This window comes from Paenibacillus hubeiensis (assembly GCF_032334105.1).
GTDB lineage: Bacteria > Bacillota > Bacilli > Paenibacillales > Paenibacillaceae > Paenibacillus > Paenibacillus hubeiensis.
Genome location: NZ_JAVYAE020000017.1, coordinates 48,338 through 74,582 on the forward strand (window position 1 = coordinate 48,338; position 26,245 = coordinate 74,582).

Consider the following 26,245-nt stretch of genomic DNA (forward strand, 5'->3'; position numbering starts at 1 on the left):
TTAACACGCCAAAGAACAGACTTTCCCATAAGAGAAAGTCTGTCCTTCATGTTGCTTCATTTTAAACCAGGCTCAAGAACCCTTCTTGGGCTCCCCCGATGTGGTTTTATGAGCGGAATTTCGTTTGCTGCCATCCGCACGTTCCAGGTAACGATCGTAGCGGTCATCCACTTCGCGTGCAATGCTCCGATATTTCAACGTTTCTTCCACGATCGGATCATGTTCCAACTGAATGCGAACCTCATATTTGGGAGGAAGCACCTGACGCTCGCGCTCACGCGTATCGTCGGAATCCTCCATCTCCCCTTCGGTTAACATCTCGCGCAATCGCTGCTCCAGCTCCTTGGATTCATCCATGGCTCTTCGCTCCTTTCTCTTATTCGGTCTAATTATTCCAAACCGGTGGCGCGTGCTTTCTTCAGCACGTCGGTCAATGCATCGTGAATGGCGCCATTGCTGGCCACGACATGACTCACGGACAACTGGTACGGCGTTCCGATCGTATCGCTCACACGGCCGCCGGACTCTTCCACGAGCAGTGCCCCCGCCGCGATGTCCCACGGTTTCAGCCCCACTTCGGTGTACGCGCTGAGACGACCTGCAGCAACGTATGCCAAATGCAGGGCGGCCGATCCGCCGGCGCGCAGGTTGCGTACCTGAGGCGCAAGAGCCTGCACTGCCGCCATGTTCAGCGGCAGCGCAAATGTAGGATCTGCCGGGAAGCCGACGGCAATCAGACTTTGGGCCAGGTTCTGCTCATTCGACACTTTCATGCGGTTACCGTGAACGTAGGCTCCTTTTCCTTTTTCCGCCACAAACATTTCGTCACGGGAGGGATCATAGATCACTCCCACGATCACTTCTCCGCGATGGGCCAAGGCGATGGATACCGAATAGAACGGGAAACCATGCACGAAATTGGTCGTGCCGTCCACCGGGTCGACGATCCACAGGTATTCTTCCTCCTGCGCTTCTTTCAATGCTTTGGCCGAAGCCTCCGGTCCCGGTTCAACACCTTCCTCGCCCAAGATGGCATGATCGGGAAAGTGCGTCAGGATCAGCCGGCGAATCATCTGCTCTGCGCCTTTATCCACCTCTGTCACCAAGTCCTGCGGTGAATATTTGGTGCCAGGCTCGGCAACCGTGCCAAGACGGCTCTTGATCCATTCTCCGGCCTTGGATGCGGCGTTGATCGCCACAGCAGTATAGCTCTTGCTTGTCACGACATAAGGCGTTTTTTCCTTCTCATTCAAAGCGTTCACTCTACTTTCTATATCAATCTGCAAACCTATAATAGTCTTGTTAAAAGTATACGCCCCGCAGTTCGCAAAGTTTCTTGCCGCCCAGGCCTCTTTTCGCGTTATGGACGTATGATGACGGTAGACTCGTCCACCCACTCGATCCCCTCTTCCTGAAGGGCTGCCAGCTTCTGCATCAGTTGAAGCAGCGCTTCATCCTTGCGTTTGGCTTCAATCATGACGTCAAGGGCAGGGGTATGTGCGGCAATATGGCGCAAAAACGTCAGCAAAGGCTCCAACTCCACGCCATCGGCATGGCCGCGCGGGTCCCTCTCGCTCTTGGGACTCGACACGTGGATTTTGGGAGGCAAAGGCCGGTCCGCCGGGGCATCTGCTTGAGCCAGCGGCGTCTGCCACGTCTCCAACACGCCTGGCCACAGCTCCCAAGGCTTCTCGCCCTGGTTGTTCACCCATTGATGATGAATGTCGAGCACCATAGGTACGCCCAGCGTTTGGCAAACGGCAAGTGTCTCGGGAGCATTGAACGTTTTATCGTCGTTCTCAAGCGTGATCCTCTGCCGGATGTCCGGGTCCAACTCCATGAAATGCTGCTTAAAGCGCTCGGCCGACGCAAGTTTGTCCCCGTAAGCGCCGCCGATATGGATGTTGTTTTTGGCGGTTGCATCCAATCCCATGGCCTCAAACATCCGAACATGATGGCGCAGATCGCGAACGGAGTTGCGAAGCACTTCCTTGCGCGGCGTGCTCAGCACCGTAAAATGATCCGGATGAAAGGATACGCGCATGCCGTTCTCCTTCACAAACTCTCCAATGGCAGAGAACTCATGCGTCAGCGCCGGAAACGGGTCCCAGTCGCTCAAATCCTCATGGGTGGCCAGCGGGATCAGCTTGGAGGAGAAGCGGTAAACATGAATACGGCTTGCCTTGTTGTGTCTGAGCAAACGCAGCGTATTGTGAAGGTTCTCGGCCGCAATGCGCTCCAGTTTGCGAATCGCCGCTTCCCGGTCCCCGATTTTGTTGAAGCTGGCCATCGTCATCGTGCGGGAAGGGGACGCATTCTCGACGATGACGGACATGGCCACATATCCAAAACGTACAAGCATGCAGCGTCCTTCCTCTCGTTCAGGGGTAAATAACTCATGGTATGGAAGGCCGTCAATGCCTCCTCTGTATACCTCCAAGTTTTACCCTAAAACGAGGACGCTAATCTCTCCCTTTTACGGTGATGAAAAAACGGAGTTCATCTGCGGCTAGTCCTGAGCGTGCTCCCCGAAAAACATCTCGTCGGCAAGTGCCGTCTGGATACGCGATTCCTCTTCGGTCAGTTTGCGGATCAGCTGCATTTCGACTTCCGTCACTTCCTGGCCCTGAAAGTTGATTTCGGCAATGGAAGCCAAAATTTTGACGATGGCTACGGCCACGTTATCGGGGGTATAGGCGATGACCTTCTGTCCGGTGGGAAATACCCGGAAGCCCTGCTTCACCATTTTGCCGCGGCCGTATTCCAGCAGCTCGAACAGCTCCTGCTCGCTTTTGAATTTGCATACGGAATTGAATTCTGTCTGGAAGCCCATCCCACATTTCTCCTTTTCGGTTGAGGTTATGCGTTCACGCCGCTCTCGAATTGGAGCGCCTGTCTGTTCTTGTAACGTTCAAGGGCAAGCTCGATCATGCGGTCCAGCAGCTCGGCGTAGGAAACGCCGGTCTCCCGCCATAACAGTGGATACATGCTATACGGCGTGAATCCGGGCATGGTGTTGACTTCATTGATCAGCAGCGCCCCGTCCGATCGGCGGATGAAAAAGTCCGCGCGGGTGATGCCGCTGCCTTCGATGGCGCGGAACGCCTGCAGTGCCGCTTCGCGGACACGATCGGCAGCTTCCGGATCCAGCGGAGCCGGGATCAGCATCTGCGATTGTCCGTCGATGTATTTGGCGGCATAGTCATAATATTCGCCGGAAGAGACGATTTCCCCTGGCACGGATGCCATCGGTTCGTCATTTCCGAGCACGCTGACTTCTACCTCGCGCGCATCTACGAACTCTTCGATCACCACTTTGGTATCATAACGCAGCGCAAGTTCGACCGCCTGTTTCAGCTCATCGCGGCTGCGCGCTTTGGAGATGCCCACGCTGGAACCCAGGTTCGCCGGTTTGACGAAGCACGGATAACCCAGCTGGTCTTCGACCTGCAGCATCATCTCATGCTCGGACTGTTTCCATTGCGTTGCATTAAAATAGGTAAAGGCACATTGGTCAATGCCGGCTTGCGCAAACAGCTTTTTCATGACCACTTTGTCCATGCCGCCCGCCGAAGCGAGCACGCCAGCCCCCACATAAGGCATATCCGCCATTTCGAACATGCCCTGGATCGTGCCGTCTTCGCCATACGTTCCGTGAAGCAGCGGGAACATGACGTCTATAGTCTCATCTCCTCCGTAAAGGCGTCCGAACAGCGCGTTCAGCGCTTCTTTCGTTCCTCCCGCAGCCTCCTCCAGCTTCAGATCCTCGATTTGTTTGAAAGGCGCGTGCATCACCGGTCCTTTTTTCCATGATCCCTGCTTCGAAATATAGAAAGGAACCAACTCGTATTTTTCATAATCAAACGCGTTCGTTACAGCAAACGCCGTCTGCAGCGAAACCTCGTGCTCTCCCGATTTTCCGCCGTAAACGACGCCAACTGTCAATTTATCCATGCTCATGCGTAACCTCCGATTGTCTGTGCGCGATGCGTTAAGTTTGCATTCCCTGCATCGTTGTTATTCTATATAAGTTGAACCGATGATTTTTACACGGAGTCACTACGTGGTCAGAACCATCTTCCGATCACTGTTATCCCCAGATTTTTTTGATCCCCTTTTTTCAAAGGGAAAATCCGGTGATAAGCCTATGCTTCCGATGCAGCTTTCTTTCAGAAAGCTTTTAGACCGCTTCGCTTCTCCAGATTCTTTCTGCCCTCTCCGTTATCGTGTAAATGTCTAGTTCAACCTATATAATAGAAATTTTAAACGGACCTGGATGTTTCCGTCACCGCACCCGCAGCATCTTTTCCCTGCTTAAAATACGCTGTCAATATGGAAAAGCCGATACGTCGTGCGTTCGGTCCAGGCGTAGGAATCCCGGTAATCCCAGAAACGGTGGCGGCTGGCAACCGTATGCGCATTGACCAGCGGCATGCCGCCCGCGTCAAATGCGGTGACGATGGTGCTGTGCTGGTAACGGCCGTCGCCGTCCCAATCATAAAGGACGACGTCCCCGAGCTGCAGCTGTTCGGGACGTTCGACCACCGTTGCGGTCAACCCCCGCGTGCTATGGGTCAAATATCGTTCCAAAGCGTTCGATACCGCCCAACTGTAGCTCCACATTTCCGAGCCGTTGACATAGCCCTTGTACCACCAGCCCGATTCCCTTTTACCAGTATAGTTGATGGGTGCTCCCCCTGCAAAGAGACATTGGGACACATAATTGGTGCAATCCACCTCGAACTCTTCATAAGCCGGATTGATTGAATTCCACCATTGGTCGGCATAGGCTACGGCCAGATCCCTCCGATACTCCCGCTGTTTGGTTACGCCCCCTCTGCCTTGTCCCAGCACCTCCCGATTCAATAAGGGGAGATTGAGCGACTGCAAATCGGCATGATGGTAGGGTACCTTATCCCCGACAGGATGGCGTTCCGAAACTTCCCGTTCGACGCGGGCAATTACCCACTTGCCGTTATGCCGCTGAAAGGTCAGCCTCTCCCTTTCGATCCGTTCATCCCGATGGGTAATGCCTTCTTTGGCATAAAACAGCCTGACGTACAGCTGCACATCCACCACGGACTCCTCCGGGCTCTCGGACACCGTGCGCACCAGTTTGGCGCTGGTTTCGCCGCGAAGAGGAACGGCACGGCGCGTCCGATACCAATCCTCCAGCCTGGCCATGCGTTCTTCGCGTTCCGCCCTAAATATCGCGTCAATCACGACCTGCTCGCCTTTCAAGGCACGGTGATCGATCTCGCAGCGGTTGTATTCGTTCACGTAAGCATATAAAGCACTCTTCCATTCGCGTTCCAAGCCTAGCCCCCCTTTGGCTGTTCTGCTCCGGGATATGCACCGCCCGGCTTGCACACATACTTTCTTCCATCTATATGAAAGGACGTGTCGTTGTATGTTTGGATCAATGCGAATTCATCGATGGGCAAAGCTCCCAGCCTCCATGCGGAAAACGCATACATTCTTTTTGCGGACCTGATGCTGCGGGCAAAAAGCCCTTTACGTGGAGAGGTGAAAACGGTATACTTAGAACTAAAGTTACGATTTTGAAATTGTGTTTCATCTAATGAAACTACCAACCGGAAGCATGGATGGATGAAGGCCTGTTTCCGCTGAATGAACGTTCAACTTCATCGCATCGCACATTTGAAGGAGGTACATGTATGTCAGCCAAGAATCATTTCTCCGCCGCCCGCAGTCTTGAGGTCGGAGGCAAATCTTACCGCTACTACAGTCTCGATGCTCTTCAGGAAAATGGCCACGGCGATCTTTCCAAGCTGCCTTTCTCCATTAAAGTGCTGCTCGAAGCAGCCGTTCGCCAATTCGATGGACGTGCCATTACCGAAGACCATGTCAAACAATTGACCGGCTGGGCAGAAGGCCGTGACAATAATAAGGAAATCCCTTTCATCCCTGCACGGATCGTCCTGCAGGACTTCACCGGCGTGCCGGTGGTCGTGGATCTTGCAGCCATGCGCGACACCGTGAAAAAAGCAGGCGGAGACCCTAAACAAATCAACCCGCTCGTTCCGGTTGACCTCGTCATCGACCACTCCGTCATGGTTGACGCTTTCGGTACGAACGACGCGCTGGACTACAACATTAAAGTCGAGTTCGAGCGCAACGAAGAGCGTTACCGTTTCCTGCGTTGGGCGCAAACGGCATTCAACAACTTCCGTGCCGTCCCACCATCCACAGGGATCGTTCACCAGGTCAACCTGGAGTATCTCGCATCCGTAGCTGCAACGAAAACGGTTGATGGCGAAACGCTTGTATTCCCTGACTCCCTCGTAGGTACGGATTCCCACACCACCATGATCAACGGGCTTGGCGTTGTTGGTTGGGGTGTCGGCGGAATCGAGGCCGAGGCAGGCATGCTGGGCCAACCGCTCTACTTTGTAACACCTGACGTTATCGGGTTCAAACTGACAGGCAGCCTGAGCGAAGGCGCAACGGCAACGGATCTGGCACTGACCGTAACGCAAATGCTGCGTAAAAAAGGCGTTGTCGGCAAATTCGTCGAGTTCTACGGACCTGGTCTTGCCAACATCAGTCTTGCAGACCGTGCCACGGTAGCCAACATGGCACCGGAATACGGCGCAACGATCGGTTTCTTCCCGGTTGACAGCGAAACGCTGAACTACCTGCGCAGCACGGGCCGTTCCGACGAACAGGTTGAACTCGTGGAAGCATACTACAAAGCTCAAGGCATGTTCCGCACGGACAGCACGGCTGATCCTGTGTTTACCGATGTCATCGAGCTCGACCTTGCCTCCGTCGTGCCGAGCCTTGCCGGACCTAAGCGTCCGCAAGACCGCATTGAGCTGACTCAAATGAAGGAAGGCTTCAACAGCATCATCCGCACGCCGATCGACAAAGGCGGATATGGCCTGACCGAAGAGAAGATCGCGCAAAAGGTACCTGTGAAACATCCGGACGGTTCTTCCAGCGAGCTGACTACAGGTGCGGTGGTTATCGCGGCGATCACAAGCTGCACGAACACATCCAACCCTAGCGTTATGCTCGGTGCAGGATTGCTGGCGAAAAAAGCGGTTGAACGCGGCCTGACCAAACCAGGTTACGTAAAAAGCAGCTTGACGCCAGGCTCCCTCGTCGTAACGGAGTATCTGGAAAAAGCGGGCCTGATCGAGTACCTCGATAAGCTCGGATTCAACGTTGCCGGATACGGCTGCGCAACTTGCATCGGGAACTCCGGTCCGCTTCCGGACGAAGTCAGCGAAGCGATCGCCGAGAACGACATGACGGTAGCGGCGGTATTGTCCGGTAACCGTAACTTCGAAGGACGCGTTCACGCTCAAGTCAAAGCCAACTATCTGGCTTCGCCGCCGCTTGTTGTAGCTTACGCATTGGCCGGAACGGTGAACATCGATTTCGAAACCGATCCGATCGGTTATGATACAAACAACGAGCCGGTCTTCCTGAAAGACCTGTGGCCTAGCTCCCAGGAAATCAAGGATGCGATCGCAAGCTCTCTGAACGCCGATATGTTCCGCAGCAAATACGAGAACGTATTTACGGCAAACGAGCGCTGGAACCGAATTTCCGTACCGGAAGGCGAATTGTACGAGTGGGACCCGAACTCCACGTACATCCAGAACCCGCCGTTCTTCCAAAATCTTGGCGATACGCTGACCGACATTTCGGATATCCGTTCCGCACGCGTTATGGCATTGCTCGGTGACTCCGTAACGACGGACCACATCTCCCCTGCGGGGAATATCGCTCCATCCAGCCCGGCCGGACTGTATCTGAAAGACCATGGCGTGGAACGCAAAGACTTCAACTCCTACGGCTCCCGCCGTGGTAACCATGAAGTCATGATGCGTGGTACGTTCGCCAACATCCGGATCCGCAACCAGGTTGCTCCTGGCACGGAAGGCGGTATTACGAAATACCTGCCTACGGATGAGGAAATGTCCATCTACGATGCTTCCATGAAGTATCAGGACGAAGGACAGAACCTGATCGTTATCGCAGGTAAAGAGTACGGTACAGGAAGCTCCCGCGACTGGGCGGCAAAAGGTACCTTCCTGCTCGGCGTCAAAGCCGTCATCGCCGAGAGCTTTGAGCGCATCCACCGCAGCAACCTGGTGGGCATGGGCGTAATGCCGCTGCAATTCCAAGAAGGCCAAAGCTGGTCCAGCCTCGGTCTGAACGGACGTGAGACATATGACATCACGGGCCTGAGCAATGACGTGAAACCAGGTGAAGAGCTGACGGTTAACGTAACCCGCGAAGACGGAACCCAGTTCCACTTCACCGTAATTGCCCGTCTCGACAGCATGGTTGACGTGGATTACTACCATAACGGCGGCATCCTGCAAACAGTGCTGCGTCAAATGATGAAAAAAGGTTAATGCTGTAAAAAATTCATGCTTGTAATGAATATTACAAAGCTCCCCATTTCGTACAACCATACGAAGTGGGGAGCTTATTTATGTTTCTTTGACGAGTCAAAAATGAAAGGTCCAATCGACATGCTCATCATTTGGTGGAGCTTCTATGGAATATAAACCTCTTTGATTGATCTTCTCAACGTTTGCCCAGTCCACAAAATCTTCGGCTCCATATACTCGGACGAATCCTGCAAAAGAAATGCTACCGTCCTCTTCAACCATCTCCGTATACTCAGAGAACTGATGCTTGTATTCCAAGGTATTTAGAAAACTGTGAAATTCAGATATCCAATCCGGGATATATTCCGCATATTGTTCTGGTACATGATAGTAGTACGAATGCATGCCATATACGATAATTTTCAGGATCACTTTGTCGGCCTCCCCTGCTGATCTGGCGTAATCACAATTTCAATATGTCCATGCCCTCTCGGAAACAAATGGATATATCCGTACGCCGCGAAAGCACGTAAAACAACTCTTCCCTCGTTTTGAATGCGAGATAGCGTGAATATTTTTCCATAAGCTCATGTTCTGATAATTCGATCGGCAGATGGATAATTTCGATGTTGTCCGTTCCCGGGAACAAACGTCTTCCTCTCTCGGACTCCCCAACAATCATTACTGTTCTCATGGCCACTAACTCTTCAAGTGTTGAGGATTGCAATAGTTGATCTTTTTCATTTTCCAATCGATCCACCGTCTCTTTATCCGGCGTACCTCCCGCAGCTGCCGCAATTTCATGTTCAATGCTGATGATATTTCTCATCTTCGTGGCGCAACGTTGTGCCACCAAATACAATGCTTCTCCTTTGGATGCCATTCCTAACAATCACTCCCCTTCTGTCCACGATCCTACTAATGGTGGCAGATAAAAATAAATATGTATCATGTTGAAACGCACCTCTGATCATACCCGTCTTTCATGCAAAAGTTCCGCTAACAGCCGCCACGTATTCTAACGAAACCCAGACACCTTATATACACGAATTTTGCTTCCATCCACGTCTAATGAACCTCAGACACCCTATTTCACGTCAAAACAGCCTTCTGCAAACCACTCAAGGAAATAACGTGTCTACGATTCGTTAGGTCTGATTTGCTTGCCAAGTCACCCCAATAAGCAATCTTCAGGTTCGTTACGTAATCGGCGTTCATACCTGACGTTAGTATGTGGCGTCCATGCGGTGCATCTACCATTTCGCCATATAAGCTGCTCTCTCCTGGAAAAAACAACCCATCCCCCTCGCGCAGCCCGACCTTACGGACCTATGCAGAAGGCCAACCATCTCAGCTCCAATGTAGCATGATGATGCTGTAGCAGGAAATCCGTCCCCCTGCACCAAAAAGAAGCTCACGCAACACAAGCATGGGCTTCTTTTTGGTATTTAAATATCGTTCAAACATGTGCAAGAGTCCATTTGTCCGAAAACAGGTTCGAACTCCTGCACCCAATGTTTTTATGTGTCTGACTTGGCTGTATCGACAAGTCCAATCGCGCCCTATGTTTCCTTGTATTTCTTCGCACCGGCATCAACCTTGCTTAACGAAAGCACAACAGACCCCATTGCCGCAAGCGTTCCGGCAATCATATAACCTGCCGCCCCGCCGAAGCTGTTCAGGATCAGGTCGTCTACGTCGAAAACACCCATGCCTGTCAGCAACTGCGTTACCTCGAACGCCAAACTCAGCAGCAGCGGCAACGTGCAAGCGAGCAGTGCCGTGAACAGCCTTTTCGCGCCCGGCATAAAAGAAAGGAAAATCCCCAGCGGCACAAAAGCCAGGACATTGCCGATCAGATTCAGGGCGGAAGCCGGATGATGCAATGACAGTTGGTGCCATTCCTGCGCGATTTGCCGAAACGGTACCAGATTCATGGACCGGGTGTGCAGCAAATCCGGCCGCCTGACCGTCTCCATAACCTGAACCGCAACATGCTTCAAATCGATCGCCCCTCCTTTGAACAAGATCAGTTTCAGCAATACGATCAGGTACAGAAACAGAGCCGCTCCCCATATGATCTTGATGTGCCATCCTTTTGCGTTCATCTCTGCAACCTCCTTACCTTGCGTTCATGTCGGCTCTACTGCTCTTCGTTGCTGGTCGTCACAATGACGCCTTCCATGTTATCCCCCGAGATCTCATATTCGCCCTCCTCGGGAATGAACACTTTGGCATTCGACGTTGCCGGATAATACGTTATGCTATAACGTTTGCCATCCAGTTCGACCCCAATCCGTTTCTCTTCCCGAAGCAGCTCCAGGTACTGCTCCAGCACAAGGCCTTTGTGGTGCATGATCGCGCTATGCGGAAGCCCTACATACCGAAAGTGCCATGGTTCGTATTGAATGCCCGTGATGTTCACCTTATCTTTGGGGTACCGCAGAATGAAGCCGTATTTCCACGCGTTTTCCTGCAGCCAGGCGCCCTCCGGCGCTTCACTCATCGCACCCAGTGACGAGCCGATATCCAGCGAAAGGCCCAGGTTATGCTCGCTGTGACCGGCGGGAAGCGCGTAATCGGAACCCTTTTCCGCATAGAGTTGCTGTTGTTTATCGAAATCCCGGTAGCCGCTGCTGATCAGGAAATACCTTACACCCTCTTCTGCGGCTGCTTCAACCATCTGCCGGAACGCCTCTGCCACCTTGCGCGACAGCTGAATGTCCCGATCAAGAATCCCGTATCCTCGATCCAAGTCACGCTCGTCCGCCAAACGGACAATATCCTTACGCACGCCTTCGGCATGTACCGGATATTCCTTGTTCACGAGCAGCAAGTCCCCTTGATAAACGTCGTTCCGCAAATCCAGGGTTATCTCCCGTCCAGGAGCACTCCAGCCGTCCACGGCTTCTCCCAGCTCCATGACGGGCACTCCCGTTTGATCCGGGTCGGGCATCGCCACGGAAGAGCGAAGAAAAATATACCCCAGCGCAATCAGGACGATCAAAAAGCCCCACTTTTTCATTACGTTGTTCCCCCTTCTCTCGTAATACCAAGAATAGTGGAAACAATTTAAGAAAAAGTGCGGCAAAAATAAAGTTTTTCTTAAATCGCCGATCTTACTTTAAAACAGGCAAGCGAATTTCGAATGCCGTGTGAATCACATCGCTATGCACGGAGATGACTCCGTCATGCTGTTCCACGATATTTCTGGCGATAAACAGCCCCAGCCCCGTACTGCCCTCCTGCAGCGTTCTCGCCCGATCCCCCCTGTAATACATATCGAAAATATGAGGCAAATCTTCGGGGTGGATGCTGTCCCCATAGTTAACGACCTGAATGACCACCTGCTCGCCTTCCGTACGGCCGCGAATATCTACGTATAATCCGTCCCTGCCGTGGCGGGCAGCATTCATGAGCAAATTTTCGAATACGCGGGCCAGCACTTCTCCGTCCCCATGCACGATCAGATCGGGTTCGATGTCCAGCCTGGAGGTCAGATGATTTTTCTCGAAAACGGGATACATCTCTTCGTTCATTTGACGCAGCAGCTCGCTCAGATCCAGTCTCTGCTTGTTGATCGGCAGCATGCCGTAGTTCATTCGGGTGATCTCGAACAGCCCGTCGATGAGCTTTTCCAAGCGCCGCGATTTGGTGAAAGCAATGGAGGTATAATGTTTGGCCTGCTCCTCCGTCAATTGATCATCCTTCATCAACAGATCCAGATAACCGAGAATGGAAGTCAGCGGAGTCCGCAGGTCATGCGCCAGATTGACCACGAGCTGGTCTTTGCTGCTTTCGGCAAAATCGCCGCGTTCCACGGCATCGCGCAGCTTTTGGCTGGCCAAGTTCACGTCCTCCGCGATTGCCCCGAGCTCGTCCTTGGACGAAATCCGAACGCGATGCTGAAAATCGCCATTGGCCAGATGACGTATTCCCTCCGATATCTCCTTGAAATGGGAGACGTAAGACCTTGTGAACCAGAAGAAAAACAGAATCGCCAGCGGGATAAACAAAATCATGAAAAAATAAATATCCCCCACGCTTTTCATGAAACGCCGGTAATCGGCCAAGGTATCCTCTGCACGGACGCCGGAATAATACCACTGAAGCAGCTTGTACACTCCGTAGGTAATCGCACCCGAAACAAGCATGCTCCGGCCAAGCAGCATAATCATCGTGGTGCGAAAGCTTCTTTGTTTTTTTTGATTATTCATTAAAGGTGTACCCCACGCCCCAGATCGTTTTGATAAACTTGTTTTTGTCCATCTCTTCGCCGAGTTTTTTGCGCAATGTCCGTATATGCACCATCACCGTGTTGCCGCTCTCGTAATAGGCTTCTCCCCAAACTTGCTCAAAGATGCTTTCCGCGCTGAATACCTGTTTCGGATGGCTGGCGAGCAGATACAGGATGTCGAATTCCTTCGGCGTCAAATCAACCTCTTTGCCATACAGCGTGACGCGGTGCTGATCAGGCATGATGACCAGCCCGCCCATCTCCAATACCGAACGGTTGACGGGTGCAGCCTGGCTGAATTGCAGAAAACGGCGCAGCTGTGAATTCACGCGCGCAACCAATTCCATTGGATTGAAAGGTTTGGTCATATAGTCATCCCCGCCCATGACAAGTCCCGTAATTTTATCCATATCCGATGTTTTGGCGCTTAAAAAAATGATCGGCAAATGATGCTGCTCGCGGATTTTGCGAGTTACCTCATAACCGTCCATGCCGGGCATCATGATATCCAAAATGGCCAAATCGACCGTTTGCGTCTGAATCGCTTGAATGGCACTTTTTCCGTCGAACGCCTTGATCGTGTGGTATCCTTCTTTTTGGAGGTGCAGGGACACCAGGTCCGCAATCTCCACTTCGTCGTCGGCAACCAATATCGTAATCCGCTTCATTGCTTACTCCACTCCATGTATGTGATGCTCAACAATATAACACAACTGGCTGGATCATTGAATCTTCGGAAAGGAAAAGATGTATGAAACTGGATCGACTGTTAGCCATCGTAGTATTGTTAATCAATCGGGGCCGGGTGCAGGCCAAAGACTTGGCCGACACGTTCGAGGTGTCCGTTCGTACGATTTACCGCGACATTGATACGCTGGGCCAGGCAGGCATTCCGGTAGTAACCTATCAGGGAGCGAGCGGGGGCATCGGGCTGGCCGAAGGTTATCGTTTGGACCGGAACGTGCTCACCGATCAGGATCTGGCTTCGATCATAACCGCGCTGCGGAGCGTCTCGACGGCCCATGCCAGTACGGCACGCGATCTGTTGATGGAGAAGCTGAGCAGCATCGTGCCGGCATCCCGAAACGGGGATTTTCAGGCCAATACGAGCCGGTTCATCGTGGATTATTCCACATGGACTTACTCCGAGGCGCTGCAGCAGAAATTGCGGCATATCGAGCAAGGCATCGACCAGCTGCGTTCCATCACGTTTACATATTGCAGCGCAGAGGGCGTCCATTCGCACAGGACGGTCGATCCCCACACGCTGGTGCTCAAAAGGCATTCCTGGTACCTGTATGCCTTCTGCCATGAACGCGACGATTTTCGCATGTTTAAGCTGGTCCGCATGCGGGATGTCGCGCTGGCTGAAGGCCGCTTCGAACGCAGGCCCGTTCAGCCGCAGGACAAACCCTGGCAGCAGGAATGGACCGCTCCGGATAACCAGACGGGGCTCACGCTCCGCTTCCATGCACGGGCACGGCATACCGCCGAAGAATGGTTCGGCATCGAAAACGTCGTTCCGGATGGCCAAGGATACTATATCAGCCAGGTCGCGTTCCCGGAAGACAACTGGTTATATGGCTTCATCCTGAGCTTCGGAGCTGACGTCGAAGTGTTGGAGCCGCCTCACATTCGCGAGCACATACGCCGGATCGCCGTGCAGATCGCCCAAAATTATGCCAACCCTCCGCAAACTTGACAGATAGCTGTCCAGTTCCTCCGTTTATACTTCGGTTATGACTGATCGATAGAAGAAAAACAAGGAGGAACTACAATGAACATAACTGTATGTCAAAGCTGCGGAATGCCGCTCGGCAATGCTGCCCAGTGGGGCACCGAAATGGATGGGAAAAGCACCAGCGAGTATTGCATCTATTGTTATAAGGAGGGGCGTTTCGAGCAGCCGGACATATCGCTGGACGGCATGATTGAGATGTGCACCGCAATTCTCGTTCAGGAAGGCATGGACGAGCCGTCCGCACGATCGATGCTTCGCCATCAGCTTCCCTTCCTGAAACGATGGAGTGCATCCGCGCAAGCCGGGATGACGTCTGCCGAATTGAAGCAGGAGCATAACGCATCTCCCTCGGCACAGCCTGTCACGTATGTCACCCTGCCAGCGAAACGGTTAGCCGGCGTCACCGCCAGAACCAGCAATGGCGTGGAGATGAGCGGCAAAGGCAGCATACAAGCGCTGTGGGAGCGTTACTGGAGCTTGCCTGACCTTCCTGCTGCCACGACGCCTCGTTATGGCTGCTACACGGATTATGCGGATGGAGTTCTCGGAGAATACACGATTCTGGTTGGACATGAACTGGCACCGGGCGATGCACTGCCGCCCCATCTGGAAGTCATTGAAATCCCGCCCGCGACATACGCTGTATTTGCAACCAGAACAGGCCCCATGGCCGAAGTGGTCAGCGAAGCCTGGGGGGCTGTATGGGCTTGGAACAACCGGGACGAACGCACGTTTACCGGGGACTTCGAGCTGTACGATGAACGCAGTCTCGATCCCCTGAACATGCAGGCGGAACTGTACATCGCCGTCCGGCCACGCTCATAACTTGGCTGCAATATAGTGAACATGCTTGCTGTCGGGAAGGGTCCCGGCAGCTTTTTTTATGTTTGCCCGCCCACCTTGCGTGCGCCTTCCTGCACATCGATGATGCGATTCGGTTTTCATTTCCCCTATTCCCTGCCGCCCACTTCTTCCGTTCTTCTGTTATCCGTACCTACAGACCATTGAACTAATTTCGTTCGCTTATCCCCTTCTATGCAACCAGACAAAACGACTTATTTTCGACCCATTTTGGTCTTGCTTGATCGGGACTATCCGCACACCCCCCCGCCCCATGCTCCCATATACCGCCCCTAATATACGGTCCTTTACTCCTGAATATCGCTAAAAATGTTTACAATTTCGAAAATCGGGTTAAAATCACTACATTCCGATTTGGAAAGGTTCATTACACACCCTTGTTTCATCTAACAAGTCATATATGCCTATTTTGCAAACAACAATCAACATGCTCTGAAATCATCATATTTATATTACATATAACCTGTTCTCAAAAAGGAGGAACCCGAATGATCCGCATGCCTATTCAGCAAATGATCCCATACCATCACCAGTATCCGCGAAATGCAGCGGTCAACGCTCCGAAAAAAGAAAACCGGGATACCCAAGAGTTGACCTTCCACGACATTTTGCAGCAAAAAATGGCCAAAAAGAATGCCTCCCCATCCATGCGATAATGCTGTACATTCCCCCTCCCTGTTTCTATAATGGGCTAAAACGTTCGCGGCTCCTTCACACGGTTCCCGCAACAATCCTAAAGGGGAATGCCTCATGATGACCATCGCTTGCTTTCATGCCCATTATTCCAATATTGCACTCATCGAGGAGGCGCTGTCTGCCTATGACGTCGAACTGGTGCACTACGTCGATCCGGGACTAGACCGGATCAAAAGCGACGCAGGCTTCAACGAAAACACCGTCCGCGACAAAGTAGCCAGCACGATGGAATGGATCGCACGATGCCATGCCGATGCCATTCTCGTCACCTGCACGCTCTTCACGGCCGTTCTGGAACAGGAGACCCTGCCCGCTTCCATTCCCGTGATCGGCATCGACGATCCCTTGTTATCGATGATGCAGCGCCAGCCGAAGCCCTATTTGCTCGCCTTCACCAACCCAGCCACCGTCCAAGGAACGATGGACCGCTTTTTGCGCCATTTACAGCCGGAGGAGGAACATCACGCGTCAAATCATGCCCTTCAAGCCAAGAGCGTTTTGCTGCCAGGCACGTTCGAGCTGATTATGCGCGGTGACCGCGAAGGTTACGCGGCAGCCGTTCAGGCGGGATTGATGCGGCATGCCGAACGATATTCGGGTTGGACGCCGATTGCCGCCCAGTTGTCCATGGCTCCGGCGGCAGCACGGGTAACAATGGCTAGCGGCATAACCGTGCACAGTCCCCTTTCCGTTCTGGCACCGTATTTGCAACGGGAATTGAATATGCAGCTAAAGTCCGGCTTGTGATGCATGACATGCAAAAAAGCAGTTCATTCCCCAAGATAGGGAGATGAACTGCTTTTTGCTGTTTTGCTTCTCCTCCTGTCCGTTTTGTTGCGGACAGACAATAACGCCAATTTAACGGATTCGCGGACAACCGCGCAAGAAGGCCGGCATTATGAGCGCATCCGGTATTCTTCGGCCTTTTCCTGCATGCCTGCGGCAACCGCCTCTTGTTCCGACAATCCCTTCTCCGCGGCAAATGCACGGATATCCTGCGTAATGCGCATGCTGCAGAACTTCGGTCCGCACATCGAGCAGAAATGCGCCTGCTTCGCTCCTTCGGCAGGCAGTGTTTCGTCGTGGTAGGACATGGCCCGTTCGGGGTCGAGCGACAGGTTGAACTGGTCACGCCAGCGGAATTCGAAGCGGGCTTTGGAAAGCGCGTCGTCCCGGCGCTGCGCACGCGGATGGCCTTTGGCCAGATCGGCGGCATGGGCCGCGATTTTGTAGGCGATGACACCTTCGCGCACATCGTCCTTGTTCGGCAAGCCGAGATGTTCCTTCGGCGTAACGTAACAGAGCATGGATGTGCCGAACCAGCCGATCATGGCCGCCCCGATGGCCGACGTAATATGGTCGTACCCCGGCGCAATGTCCGTGGTCAGCGGGCCGAGCGTGTAGAACGGCGCTTCCTGGCAAATCTCCATTTGCAAGTCCACGTTTTCCTTGATTTTGTGCATCGGCACGTGTCCAGGACCCTCGATCATCACCTGCACGTCATGCTTCCAGGCGATCTGGGTCAATTCCCCCAGCGTCGCGAGTTCCGCCATCTGCGCTTCGTCATTGGCATCATAAATGCTGCCCGGACGAAGGCCGTCTCCCAGCGAAAAGGCGACGTCATACCGCTTCATGATCTCGCAGATTTCTTCGAAATGGGTGTACAGGAAATTTTCCTGATGATGCGCCAGACACCAGGCCGCCATGATCGATCCGCCCCGTGACACGATGCCCGTCATCCGTTTGGCAGTCATCGGAATATAGCGGAGCAGCACGCCCGCATGAATCGTAAAGTAGTCCACGCCCTGCTCGGCCTGCTCGATCAGCGTGTCGCGGTACAGCTCCCACGTCAGCGCCTCCGCCTCCCCTCCGACCTTTTCCAATGCCTGATAGAGCGGCACCGTGCCGATCGGTACCGGCGAATTGCGAATGATCCATTCGCGGGTGGTGTGAATGTCTTTGCCCGTGGACAGATCCATCACCGTATCCGCTCCCCAACGGACGGCCCAGGTCATCTTCTCGACCTCTTCCTCAATGGAAGACGATACGGCCGAATTGCCGATATTGGCATTGATTTTGACGTGGAAATGGCGTCCGATCATCATCGGTTCGCTCTCCGGATGATTGATATTGGAAGGCAAAATGGCTCGGCCGCTGGCCAGCTCCTGCCGTACGAATTCAGGCTCCACGCCTTCGCGGATGGCCGCGAATTCCATCTCGGGCGTAATGATGCCTCTCCGTGCATAGTGCATCTGCGTCACGCATCGCCCTTCCCGTGCCCGCAGCGGTTTCCCGGTGACGCCGGGATACGTCTCGGCTCCAGCTCTTGTGCTGCCCGGCTTCAAGCCGTTGTCCTCCGGCTTAATCGTCCGGCCTTCGTACGTTTCTACGTCCTCGCGCTCCGTAATCCACTGTCTGCGCAGCGCGGGCAGGCCCGTCCGGATGTCCACCTCATAATCCGGATCGGTCATCGGACCGCTCGTATCGTACACGCGGAGCGGTTCGTTATGCTCCACCCCTTGGGGAGTGCTTGTGTCATGAAGGGCAATTTCGCGTTCGGGGACCAACAGGTCCGGTCGCGAGCCCTGAATGTATACCTTGCGGCTGCCCGGAAAAGGCCGCAGCCGCCCCATGCTTTCTTTTTCCGTATCCCGATGGTTTTCCTGTCCCGCTGTTTCGTGTCCTGTACTCATCGCTCGTTCTCCTCCTCATGGTATGGTCCGGCATTGCTCATTCTGCGCACCTGTTCATCAGGCCAAGCATGAAGGAAGTACAGCACGGGCGAATTCAAAAACACGGATACAGCTCCAGGGCGGGCGGGAACATGGCAACCATGGCCCCCGCATCACACATCTCCACCTTGTCGGAACGCCACGGAGATGCGATGATTTGTCGGATACTGCATTAAAAAGCCGGTTCCCCAAGGGAACCGGCTTTATCCTTCATCGCCAAACGTGCCACGGCAAGTCTACCCACAGGGGAGCTTCACTCAAGGCATATTGACGATGCTCGTCGTTGTTTCGCCGATTACTTCCCTACGCTGGCATGATCCAGATCAGGTGCTAAGGGTCCGGAATCTCATGCGATTCCGTCTCAGTCCGGACAATTCGGACTCCCCCAGTAACGTTTGACGGCTAGCGGCAACTTTGCCGCTGCGTCCTATTCAGTTCAGTCAGCCCATGTCTTGGGCTGTCCATTACAGATTAGCCTAAACATGGCGGAAAAACAACCTTATTTTCCAAAATGCCGTTTCGGATCAGGCCAGCATAAGTCCCATCTGCGCGGCGGCTTCTTTCAGGACCGGAGCATACTCATGGAGCGTCTCCTGGGAAAGGCGGCTGACAGGCCCCGATACGGACAACGCGGCGGCGATCCGGCCATCCCGGCCCATAATGGGCACGGACACCGCCGCGGCCCCCGGTTCGCGCTCTTCGTAACTTGTGGCGTAGCCGGCGTCCCGAATATCCGCCATCTGCGCCAAATACGCCTGCGGATCGATGAATACGGGCCATTCCGGGCCGTTCATCAGTTCTTCCCGGTCTTCCTCGCTTGCAAAAGCCATCAGCACCTTGCTGGAAGCCCCTACGGACAACGGCAGCCTTGCGCCAACGGGAGCCACCCGGCGGATCGCCTGATCGCTCTGTACGGCCTGTATCCGAATCCGTTCGGCACCGTCGCGCAGATACAAGCTTACCGTCTCCCCGAGCCGGTCTCTCAGCCGTTCCATCGCCGGCAGCAGCAAAATGGCGGGATCGTCGCTCCGGGACATATGCGCCGATAGTTCCCAAATGCGAATGCCGAGTCTGTATTTCTCGGTCGCCGCATCGCGGATCACAAATCCCCGGTCTTCCAGGGTAGCCATGAGGCGATGCACGGTGCTCTTATGCAATCCGATCTGGCTGGCGATTTCGGTCAATCCCAGATCGCTGCGGGTCGTAAAACACAATAATATATCCAGCGCCCGTTCTACAGCCCGGACGGTTAACTTTCGGTCCTCCATGGCAGAATGCCCTCCTCATGTTTCATCACATGAAACTCGGTTACATAAATTATATGAGAAACGATTCCATCTGTAAACCGATGCCCGTTAAATTCGAACCGTAAGAAGTATCGTGGGGTCTAGGTTATCAGACTTCATCCCCTGTATTTTGCACTCAAAGGAAATAATAACCATGCATCTAAAGAACTATATAACAATTAGGTAACAAATACGCCTGAAGAATTGACATTGGCTATGGTGGAACATACGATAATAAAAAAGTCTATTCGCCATCACAAAGAGGAAAAGAACGAGCGTTTCCACATTTTCTCGTTCCTATTGGAATAACTTTCCGAAAGCGAATTCATATTTTCGCTTATGCCTGAATGGTATAAGTATAACCGTCCAACTCTGTTTTTTTCACGGAACCGAACTTGTCATGTCGACATAATCTGACTCTTTCCTCCTCTGCGCCCCAGTAATCCGGCGGCGGGCAGTTTTGGAGAAAATGATCGTCAGTGAGAATTCGTCGTCATCTTTAGCCGATTCAACAAAGGAGGGGCATGTATGTTTCCGACATCCCAGAGCGAGGCCCCGCTGCAAACGAAAGTTTCCGATCTGCCCTCTTCGCTGTCTCCGAGGCTGATCCGGCTTAAACATATTATCGTGGCGTTGCTGCTCTCCGTTGTATTTTTTCTGTTATTTTGCTTCATCGCGCTTCACGGCTACATCGCTTGGGTGCTGTCCAACCCTACGGTAGCCCCCGTCTTCTCCAATCCGATGCAGGCCAAAAACATGAAATACGAAGACATCACGTTCCCGGCCGTCGACGGAAGCCGCATCATGCAAGGCTGGTACATTCCTGCCGACGCCGACGTGAACAAAACGATCATCTTCAGCCATGGATACGGAGCCAACCGGGAGGAAACCTGGGTGCCCATGTACGATTTGGCGCATTATGCCCATCAGCTTGGGTTCAACGTGGTGATGTTCGATTATGGTTTTGCCTCCCAGGTCAACAAAGCCGTCGCTACGGGCGGCAAGGCGGAATCCAAGCAATTGCTCGGAGCGATCCAATTCGCCAAACAGCGCGGTGCCCAGGAAATCGTCGTATGGGGATTTTCGATGGGAGCGGGTACGGCATTGCAGGCAGGGCTGTTGACCCAGGACGTCGACGCCATGATATTGGACAGCACGTTTCTGCTGGAACCGGATACGCTATACCATAATATCCATAATCAAATTGACCTGCCGCGCCAGCCGACGCTGGAAATTTTGAACCTGCTGTTCCCTGTCCTGAATGGCACAGGCTTGCAGCAAATTCCGTACCAAGAAGTCAAAAAGAAGGATTATCCCTTCCCGATCTTCTTCGTTCACGGAACGGAAGACGAGAAGGCGCCTTACCCGATCGCGGAGCTGCTCGCCGCCAACCAGTCGAATGCCAATTCGGAGGAATGGATTGTTGACGGAGCGCACCATGAGCTGATTTTCCGCGAGCATCCAAAAGAATATTTGCGACGCGTCTCCACATTCCTCAGCCATGTCACAAACACCGACGACAATGATGTGCAAAATACCGGCGGCAGCCATTGACGATCAGCGCAACTGAAGCCTATGCATCAGAAACATGGAATTGCATGAAAATTCGAGTCCTCTTGGGTTCCTCTTGAGGGCTCTTTTTTTTCGTATACATAAGACAGCCTGTTATCCGAATATATTTTTGGGACGAAATTCGGTGATTAGGAGGTTTAATCCGTTATGAACTGGTATGAATATGGAAAGCTGCTTCCACTGCGGATCCTGGAGGAAATTCGTTTCTGGAAAGAACAAGAGAAGGAGCATACAATCATCATTCTGGCGCTTGTTCCCGATCTTGAGCCCGCCTATGTCAAGCTGCTTGGGGAATGGCAGGCCGCTTTTGCCAGCACGGGGGCTGCCGCCAACCGGCTTTTGAAACAGCTGTTGCCGGGGACGCACCCGCCAGATCCTTATATCCTGCGAGCCGTCGAGGATTTGGTAAACACGGCCAGCACGCAATCCCGGGAGTTTATTCGGCAACTGTATGCCCTGCTCGAGCAAAGCGCCGCTATACTGGCCGCTCCGCCTGCCAAAACCGCCATTCTGCACTTTATTCGCGAATCGGAATACTTTCTCGGCGTTCTGGATACGCTCGGCAAGTCCGGCATCATGCGCGATGCCGAAGGAGAGTCGCTTTCCTCGCTGATCCAGGCGGAAATCGCAAATGCAGGAGGCGCAGCGGGGAAATTACGCAGCAGTGAAAATTCGGGCATTGCCGGGGCCAAAGGCAGCTCCTCTCCCCCGCCCGGTCAGCCGGCAGGCTCTACGCCATCCATCCCGCCCGGCATGGACGCGGATTCGACTTCCCCGGGCTCCGCATCCGACGTTACTGCGCATACGCCCGTGCAAGCCAGGCCGGTCCCCATTGGAGGCCATACCTTGCCGCCGCTTCCTTATGCGTATAATGCGCTGGAGCCGTACATCGACGAAAAGACGATGCGCATCCATCATGACAAACATCACCAATCCTATGTGGACGGCCTGAATACCGCCGAGAAAAAGCTGGCTGAATCGCGAAAAAGGAACAATTTCGAATTAGTCAAGCACTGGGAGCGCGAGCTGGCGTTTAACGGGGCCGGGCATTACCTGCACACCATCTTCTGGACGATTATGAACCCTCATGGCGGAGGCAAACCATCCGGCAATCTCGCGGAACAGATCAAAAGGGATTTCGGCAGCTACGAAGCATTCAAAAACCACTTTACGGAAGCCGCAAACAAAGTCGAAGGCGGCGGATGGGCCATGCTTGTCTGGAGCCCGAGGGCCCACAGACTCGAAATACTGCAAGCCGAAAAACACCAGAACCTTTCGCAGATGGATATCGTTCCCCTGCTCCCTCTCGATGTATGGGAACACGCTTATTACTTGAAACATCAGAACGAGCGCAAAAAATATATCGAAGACTGGTGGAACGTCGTGTATTGGCCTGCCGTTGCCGAACGCTATGAGGCGGCGCGCAAGCTGTTATGGCCGCCATATTAAGCCAAAGGCAAAGAGAGGTATCTCGGGCAGGTGCCTGCCGAGATACCTCTCTTTTTCATTCTCCCTTTTGTTTCTATACGCGTAACTTCCATTTCGTTCTTCGCGTTTATATCCCTAAGGGAGGATGAGAGATTTGTTGAAATTTTTTAAGCGAAGCATATGGTTTGCATGGATTGCAGGAGCCTTGCTTGTATCCGCATGTGCAAATGATGAAAATACCGAGGCCCTCTCCAATGCAGAAGAAGCTGCCAACCCAACAAGCCAGGCAGCTTCTGCGAACAAGACTTTTACGGGCCAAGCCAAAGAAGCGGACCATCCTACAGAATCTACCGAGACGTTGATCGACGCTGCAACAAGAACGATCAATGATGTGACTGAGGCTGGCTTCGAGGCCGGGGTACTTATCGATTTTGATTCGTTCAAAAAGAGCTTTTTCAATGACGATATCATTACCAAGCTGAAAAGTAATCTTGAAGCGGTTGTCGCGCAAGATCAAGAGAAGTTCGCTGAACACTTGCATGAAAGCTACAGCCGTCATTCGGTATTCTTTGATAAACAAAACGTTCAATATATGTTTTATGATTTGGATACCATCAAGAAAGTCACTATGGACGGCAGAGTACAAATTCAGGTTGGCGTCCGGTTTGCCCTCCAAGACTCAGAGGGGAATGTGGAGAACAGCGGATTAACCTATTTCTTTGTGAAAAACAAAGAAGATCAATGGAAAATCGCCAATATCGATTAATGCATGTTCCCTTAACGAAGGAAGCTCATGATTTGGTCGATATGCAAAAAAGGCAAGCCGTTTCCTGAAGGAACGCTTGCCTTTAGATCATCGATGGATGGCCTTGCTTTCTTAGGAAGCACAGCCCTCGCACGCCACATAGTTATCGCCGACTTGTTTGCTGATCGCAATCAGGTCGCCCAGCTTGATATCGTCTTCGCTCGTGAATTCCAAATCGGCAATGCGCGCCACGATCAACGATGCCGCTTCTTCCTTGCTGGTCGCCATCTGACTGAACTCGGATTTCTCACCGGTCGACACGACTTCGTATTCGTACGTATATCTCAATGTTTCCATATTGGCACTCTCCTCTCGAAAACACATCATATCATCTCCTAGCCTCGATTCCAAGGCAAACGAAGGATACTAATCGTAACGCTTTTTCATCTGCTCTGCCATCCGCTTCACGTCCATGCGATCCACGCTTGGAACAGGAAAGGATTCCGCTGCGGCATAACGGCTCCGCAACGTCCTTACCAATGCAGCCGTGTACATGGCGGCCGAAGGGACTCCGGCCAGTTCCTGCAGGCTCGCCATCGTACCTGGCCGAACCTCAGGGTGACCCTCCTTGGCACCTCCCGAGGCCTCCCGGTAAAACCGGCTTACTTGTTGCACCAAAGCATCGCCCTGCCCTTCGACGATAATGAAAGCCGTAATAATGTAAGCCTTGGCCTGCCTGCGCTGGGCAATGCCGCAGAACTTCATGCCTTCTACGCTCACGTCGTATTCACCAGGACAAAATGCCCCTTCAATCTCACCCGTACGGGCATTTCGTGTCCACGGATGCAGCGACTCGGCAATGATGGAGGCCATCTCCCGGAAGTCGTCGTGAATGTTAATATCGCGCCCCGGATTGGGCAGCATAAGCGAAATATTCACAACCCCCGGATTCAATGGAACCGCAGCTCCTCCGGATGGCCGAACGCACACCGAGGTTCCCCCGCTCCTGATGCGGTCCATCGCTTCCACGGCCAGCGGCAGCCGGCGGTCGCGCAAGCCTGCTACGAACGCATCGGGATGACGCCATATATGGGCAAGTGGAGCGTGTCCTTCACCCACGCGTCGGCACATCAGCTCCTCCCAGGCAAACGCTTCGAGCACGTCGCTCCCGGCACGCAGCAGCGGCGTTTCCCAAATGCGCAAACGAGAAGCGTAATCCCGCTTGGACTGAACGTCCGGCTTGGTCGCAAGATTCGAAAGCTGCGAAATTTCCATATCTACATTCCCCCAACGGTGGATGAAGGAGGACCTCCCTCAACCAAGGATATCGATGCCATATTGGATTCATTTGTAACGGAGCCCGTGCCAGCGACTTTCCGGATATTTCATGTAAACACGTCCGATCAAACGATTCCTGACGACCTGTTAATTGTATTTCACTTTCTGTGATTAATCCAGCAGGGATGAGCGGTCAGCCCATCGTTGTCTACCGGACCCGGCAATCGGGAGGCAAAAAGAACAGAACGGGTCCTGTATGCAAAAACAAGACCGCATTCCATGAAAGGAATGCGGTCTTGTGCACGATATACCCTCTGTACAAGGACAGCTTGTCCGGCACGGCTTATTCTTTCACCAAAGAAAGAAACTCGGCACGCTGGGCCTGATTGCTGCGGAACGAACCCCGTACCGCCGACGTCACCGTCTTGCTGCCAGGTTTCTTGACACCGCGGGAACACATGCACAGATGCTCGCCTTCCACGACGACCATCACGCCGTGCGGTTCCACGACTTCGTTCAGGATGTCGGCAATCTGGGACGTGATGCGCTCTTGAACCTGCAGGCGGCGCGTAACCGCCTCCACAAGGCGGGCGAGCTTGCTCAAGCCAACGATTTTGCCGCTCGGCACATATCCGATATGGACCTTACCGAAGAATGGAGCCATATGATGCTCGCACTGGCTGTAATAAACGATATCCTTCACGATGACGAGTTCCTCGTGATTCTCGTCAAACGTTACGCCCAGCACTTCGCGCGGATCAACGTCATAACCCGCAAAAATTTCTTCATACATCCGGGTTACGCGCGCAGGCGTTTCAAGCAGCCCTTCACGCGTTGTATCCTCACCGATCAAGCTCAGAATCTGCTGTATATGATACTCGATCTTCTCCCGGTTATCGATAACTTTGGAATTCACATAATCTTTAACGCCAGCCACTGCCAAACGCCTCCTTTCAAACGACATCGGGTGGGCAGCCCTTTTTCTTGCTATTATTTGCGGCGACCTGACGTTTTACGCGCAGGATGCTGCGGAGCCTGCGGCTGTTTCATGCCAGGCTTTTGGTTTTTCATCATTTGCTGGGCACGCTGCATCTGTTTGCCGTTCAGGTTGTAGCCCATCTGCTTGGCCATCTTCTGAAGCATGTCCGGATCGCTTTGCATTTTCTCGAGCTGTTTGCGCAAATAAAACACCCCGATGAAAAATCCGCCGACCAGACCGACAATCAGAGTAATAATCGGTATAACAATTTCCATCCTTAGACACCTCTGTATGTGCAATCTGAAAGCCCCGTGATCC

The 26,245-nt window shown here is 53.1% G+C and carries 26 protein-coding genes and 1 riboswitch; of the genes, 8 read left to right on the forward strand and 18 right to left on the reverse strand.

The window, feature by feature from the left end:
- Nucleotides 1–72: 72 nt before the first annotated feature.
- The 6 genes from RSX24_RS27875 to RSX24_RS27900 form a co-directional block, all read right to left on the reverse strand.
- Nucleotides 73–357, reverse strand: a complete 285-nt coding sequence (locus RSX24_RS27875; protein WP_343262399.1) for a hypothetical protein — start codon at nt 355–357, stop codon at nt 73–75.
- Between the two features lie 32 nt (nt 358–389).
- Nucleotides 390–1,253 (reverse strand): inositol monophosphatase family protein, encoded by an 864-nt coding sequence (locus tag RSX24_RS27880; RefSeq protein ID WP_438286895.1) that lies wholly within the window; start codon nt 1,251–1,253, stop codon nt 390–392.
- A 107-nt stretch (nt 1,254–1,360) separates the two neighbouring features.
- Nucleotides 1,361–2,362, reverse strand: coding sequence for a UV DNA damage repair endonuclease UvsE (uvsE, locus tag RSX24_RS27885; RefSeq protein WP_236420808.1), 1,002 nt, complete (start codon nt 2,360–2,362; stop codon nt 1,361–1,363).
- 147 nt (nt 2,363–2,509) lie between these two features.
- Nucleotides 2,510–2,833 (reverse strand): hypothetical protein, encoded by a 324-nt coding sequence (locus RSX24_RS27890; RefSeq protein ID WP_236420807.1) that lies wholly within the window; start codon nt 2,831–2,833, stop codon nt 2,510–2,512.
- Nucleotides 2,834–2,859: 26 nt separating this feature from the next.
- Complete coding sequence (locus RSX24_RS27895; RefSeq protein WP_236420806.1) at nt 2,860–3,960, reverse strand: D-alanine--D-alanine ligase; 1,101 nt, start codon at nt 3,958–3,960, stop codon at nt 2,860–2,862.
- A gap of 354 nt (nt 3,961–4,314) precedes the next feature.
- Nucleotides 4,315–5,316, reverse strand: a complete 1,002-nt coding sequence (locus RSX24_RS27900; RefSeq protein WP_236420805.1) for an amidase domain-containing protein — start codon at nt 5,314–5,316, stop codon at nt 4,315–4,317.
- Between the two features lie 362 nt (nt 5,317–5,678).
- On the opposite strand from RSX24_RS27900, the gene acnA reads away from it, so the two are divergent.
- Entirely contained in the window at nt 5,679–8,393 is a 2,715-nt protein-coding gene (acnA, locus tag RSX24_RS27905) for an aconitate hydratase AcnA (RefSeq protein ID WP_236420804.1), read from the forward strand.
- Nucleotides 8,394–8,489: 96 nt separating this feature from the next.
- On the opposite strand, the gene RSX24_RS27910 is transcribed toward acnA, so the two are convergent.
- The 6 genes from RSX24_RS27910 to RSX24_RS27935 all read right to left on the reverse strand — a co-directional run bounded on the left by RSX24_RS27910 (nt 8,490) and on the right by RSX24_RS27935 (nt 13,277).
- On the reverse strand, nt 8,490–8,804 hold the full coding sequence (locus RSX24_RS27910) for a hypothetical protein (RefSeq protein WP_343262400.1): 315 nt from the start codon (nt 8,802–8,804) through the stop codon (nt 8,490–8,492).
- A 31-nt stretch (nt 8,805–8,835) separates the two neighbouring features.
- Nucleotides 8,836–9,255 carry a hypothetical protein gene (locus tag RSX24_RS27915; RefSeq protein ID WP_343262401.1) on the reverse strand — a complete coding sequence of 140 codons (420 nt, stop codon included), beginning with the start codon at nt 9,253–9,255 and terminating at the stop codon, nt 8,836–8,838.
- Nucleotides 9,256–9,934: 679 nt separating this feature from the next.
- Nucleotides 9,935–10,480, reverse strand: a complete 546-nt coding sequence (locus tag RSX24_RS27920; RefSeq protein WP_343262402.1) for a VanZ family protein — start codon at nt 10,478–10,480, stop codon at nt 9,935–9,937.
- Between the two features lie 35 nt (nt 10,481–10,515).
- Entirely contained in the window at nt 10,516–11,397 is an 882-nt protein-coding gene (locus RSX24_RS27925) for a M15 family metallopeptidase (RefSeq protein ID WP_343262403.1), read from the reverse strand.
- 94 nt (nt 11,398–11,491) lie between these two features.
- Nucleotides 11,492–12,589 carry a sensor histidine kinase gene (locus tag RSX24_RS27930; RefSeq protein WP_236420799.1) on the reverse strand — a complete coding sequence of 366 codons (1,098 nt, stop codon included), beginning with the start codon at nt 12,587–12,589 and terminating at the stop codon, nt 11,492–11,494.
- Nucleotides 12,582–13,277, reverse strand: a complete 696-nt coding sequence (locus RSX24_RS27935; RefSeq protein WP_236420798.1) for a response regulator transcription factor — start codon at nt 13,275–13,277, stop codon at nt 12,582–12,584. Before RSX24_RS27935 ends, RSX24_RS27930 begins: the two co-directional genes overlap by 8 nt.
- An 83-nt stretch (nt 13,278–13,360) precedes the next feature.
- On the opposite strand from RSX24_RS27935, the gene RSX24_RS27940 reads away from it, so the two are divergent.
- The 4 genes from RSX24_RS27940 to RSX24_RS27955 all read left to right on the forward strand — a co-directional run bounded on the left by RSX24_RS27940 (nt 13,361) and on the right by RSX24_RS27955 (nt 16,654).
- The gene (locus RSX24_RS27940; protein ID WP_343262404.1) at nt 13,361–14,311 is read left to right on the forward strand and encodes a helix-turn-helix transcriptional regulator; all 951 of its coding nucleotides are present in this window, start codon (nt 13,361–13,363) and stop codon (nt 14,309–14,311) included.
- A 75-nt stretch (nt 14,312–14,386) separates the two neighbouring features.
- Nucleotides 14,387–15,175, forward strand: a complete 789-nt coding sequence (locus RSX24_RS27945; RefSeq protein ID WP_343262405.1) for a zinc ribbon domain-containing protein — start codon at nt 14,387–14,389, stop codon at nt 15,173–15,175.
- Nucleotides 15,176–15,699: 524 nt separating this feature from the next.
- Nucleotides 15,700–15,867 carry a hypothetical protein gene (locus RSX24_RS27950; RefSeq protein WP_236420795.1) on the forward strand — a complete coding sequence of 56 codons (168 nt, stop codon included), beginning with the start codon at nt 15,700–15,702 and terminating at the stop codon, nt 15,865–15,867.
- A gap of 94 nt (nt 15,868–15,961) precedes the next feature.
- Complete coding sequence (locus RSX24_RS27955; RefSeq protein WP_343262406.1) at nt 15,962–16,654, forward strand: hypothetical protein; 693 nt, start codon at nt 15,962–15,964, stop codon at nt 16,652–16,654.
- Nucleotides 16,655–16,803: 149 nt separating this feature from the next.
- On the opposite strand, the gene thiC is transcribed toward RSX24_RS27955, so the two are convergent.
- Nucleotides 16,804–18,540, reverse strand: coding sequence for a phosphomethylpyrimidine synthase ThiC (gene thiC, locus RSX24_RS27960; protein WP_343262442.1), 1,737 nt, complete (start codon nt 18,538–18,540; stop codon nt 16,804–16,806).
- Between the two features lie 382 nt (nt 18,541–18,922).
- Nucleotides 18,923–19,036, reverse strand: a riboswitch (TPP riboswitch).
- A gap of 127 nt (nt 19,037–19,163) precedes the next feature.
- On the reverse strand, nt 19,164–19,907 hold the full coding sequence (locus RSX24_RS27965) for an IclR family transcriptional regulator (RefSeq protein ID WP_236420792.1): 744 nt from the start codon (nt 19,905–19,907) through the stop codon (nt 19,164–19,166).
- Between the two features lie 546 nt (nt 19,908–20,453).
- On the opposite strand from RSX24_RS27965, the gene RSX24_RS27970 reads away from it, so the two are divergent.
- The 3 genes from RSX24_RS27970 (at nt 20,454) to RSX24_RS27980 (ending at nt 23,691) form a co-directional block, all read left to right on the forward strand.
- A complete protein-coding gene (locus tag RSX24_RS27970; RefSeq protein ID WP_343262407.1) occupies nt 20,454–21,479 on the forward strand; it encodes an alpha/beta hydrolase in 1,026 nt (341 codons plus the stop codon).
- Between the two features lie 165 nt (nt 21,480–21,644).
- Complete coding sequence (locus tag RSX24_RS27975) at nt 21,645–22,946, forward strand: Fe-Mn family superoxide dismutase (RefSeq protein WP_343262408.1); 1,302 nt, start codon at nt 21,645–21,647, stop codon at nt 22,944–22,946.
- A 124-nt stretch (nt 22,947–23,070) separates the two neighbouring features.
- Nucleotides 23,071–23,691: a hypothetical protein gene (locus RSX24_RS27980; RefSeq protein WP_343262409.1), complete on the forward strand. Its 621-nt coding sequence runs from the start codon at nt 23,071–23,073 to the stop codon at nt 23,689–23,691.
- 111 nt (nt 23,692–23,802) lie between these two features.
- On the opposite strand, the gene RSX24_RS27985 is transcribed toward RSX24_RS27980, so the two are convergent.
- From RSX24_RS27985 to RSX24_RS28000, 4 genes are all read right to left on the reverse strand, one after another.
- Nucleotides 23,803–24,027, reverse strand: coding sequence for a hypothetical protein (locus RSX24_RS27985; protein ID WP_236420788.1), 225 nt, complete (start codon nt 24,025–24,027; stop codon nt 23,803–23,805).
- 69 nt (nt 24,028–24,096) lie between these two features.
- Nucleotides 24,097–24,945 (reverse strand): lipoate--protein ligase family protein, encoded by an 849-nt coding sequence (locus tag RSX24_RS27990; RefSeq protein ID WP_343262410.1) that lies wholly within the window; start codon nt 24,943–24,945, stop codon nt 24,097–24,099.
- Nucleotides 24,946–25,291: 346 nt separating this feature from the next.
- Nucleotides 25,292–25,885 carry a GTP cyclohydrolase I FolE gene (gene folE, locus RSX24_RS27995; RefSeq protein ID WP_236420786.1) on the reverse strand — a complete coding sequence of 198 codons (594 nt, stop codon included), beginning with the start codon at nt 25,883–25,885 and terminating at the stop codon, nt 25,292–25,294.
- 53 nt (nt 25,886–25,938) lie between these two features.
- The gene (locus RSX24_RS28000) at nt 25,939–26,202 is read right to left on the reverse strand and encodes a YneF family protein (RefSeq protein WP_236420785.1); all 264 of its coding nucleotides are present in this window, start codon (nt 26,200–26,202) and stop codon (nt 25,939–25,941) included.
- Between the last annotated feature and the right edge of the window lie 43 nt (nt 26,203–26,245).

Coding starts and splice junctions, on each gene's coding strand:
- RSX24_RS27930 (WP_236420799.1), bottom strand. CDS start 12,589: ATGAATAATCAAAAAAAACAAAGAAGCTTTCGCACCACGATGATTATG.
- RSX24_RS27935 (WP_236420798.1), bottom strand. CDS start 13,277: ATGAAGCGGATTACGATATTGGTTGCCGACGACGAAGTGGAGATTGCG.
- RSX24_RS27985 (WP_236420788.1), bottom strand. CDS start 24,027: ATGGAAACATTGAGATATACGTACGAATACGAAGTCGTGTCGACCGGT.
- RSX24_RS27990 (WP_343262410.1), bottom strand. CDS start 24,945: ATGGAAATTTCGCAGCTTTCGAATCTTGCGACCAAGCCGGACGTTCAG.
- RSX24_RS27945 (WP_343262405.1), top strand. CDS start 14,387: ATGAACATAACTGTATGTCAAAGCTGCGGAATGCCGCTCGGCAATGCT.
- RSX24_RS28000 (WP_236420785.1), bottom strand. CDS start 26,202: ATGGAAATTGTTATACCGATTATTACTCTGATTGTCGGTCTGGTCGGC.
- uvsE (WP_236420808.1), bottom strand. CDS start 2,362: ATGCTTGTACGTTTTGGATATGTGGCCATGTCCGTCATCGTCGAGAAT.
- RSX24_RS27890 (WP_236420807.1), bottom strand. CDS start 2,833: ATGGGCTTCCAGACAGAATTCAATTCCGTATGCAAATTCAAAAGCGAG.
- RSX24_RS27925 (WP_343262403.1), bottom strand. CDS start 11,397: ATGAAAAAGTGGGGCTTTTTGATCGTCCTGATTGCGCTGGGGTATATT.
- RSX24_RS27980 (WP_343262409.1), top strand. CDS start 23,071: ATGAGAGATTTGTTGAAATTTTTTAAGCGAAGCATATGGTTTGCATGG.
- thiC (WP_343262442.1), bottom strand. CDS start 18,540: ATGGGGCGGCTGCGGCCTTTTCCGGGCAGCCGCAAGGTATACATTCAG.
- RSX24_RS27955 (WP_343262406.1), top strand. CDS start 15,962: ATGATGACCATCGCTTGCTTTCATGCCCATTATTCCAATATTGCACTC.
- RSX24_RS27915 (WP_343262401.1), bottom strand. CDS start 9,255: ATGGCATCCAAAGGAGAAGCATTGTATTTGGTGGCACAACGTTGCGCC.
- RSX24_RS27965 (WP_236420792.1), bottom strand. CDS start 19,907: ATGGAGGACCGAAAGTTAACCGTCCGGGCTGTAGAACGGGCGCTGGAT.
- RSX24_RS27940 (WP_343262404.1), top strand. CDS start 13,361: ATGAAACTGGATCGACTGTTAGCCATCGTAGTATTGTTAATCAATCGG.
- RSX24_RS27975 (WP_343262408.1), top strand. CDS start 21,645: ATGAACTGGTATGAATATGGAAAGCTGCTTCCACTGCGGATCCTGGAG.
- RSX24_RS27970 (WP_343262407.1), top strand. CDS start 20,454: ATGTTTCCGACATCCCAGAGCGAGGCCCCGCTGCAAACGAAAGTTTCC.
- RSX24_RS27895 (WP_236420806.1), bottom strand. CDS start 3,960: ATGAGCATGGATAAATTGACAGTTGGCGTCGTTTACGGCGGAAAATCG.
- RSX24_RS27875 (WP_343262399.1), bottom strand. CDS start 357: ATGGATGAATCCAAGGAGCTGGAGCAGCGATTGCGCGAGATGTTAACC.
- RSX24_RS27950 (WP_236420795.1), top strand. CDS start 15,700: ATGATCCGCATGCCTATTCAGCAAATGATCCCATACCATCACCAGTAT.
- RSX24_RS27920 (WP_343262402.1), bottom strand. CDS start 10,480: ATGAACGCAAAAGGATGGCACATCAAGATCATATGGGGAGCGGCTCTG.
- acnA (WP_236420804.1), top strand. CDS start 5,679: ATGTCAGCCAAGAATCATTTCTCCGCCGCCCGCAGTCTTGAGGTCGGA.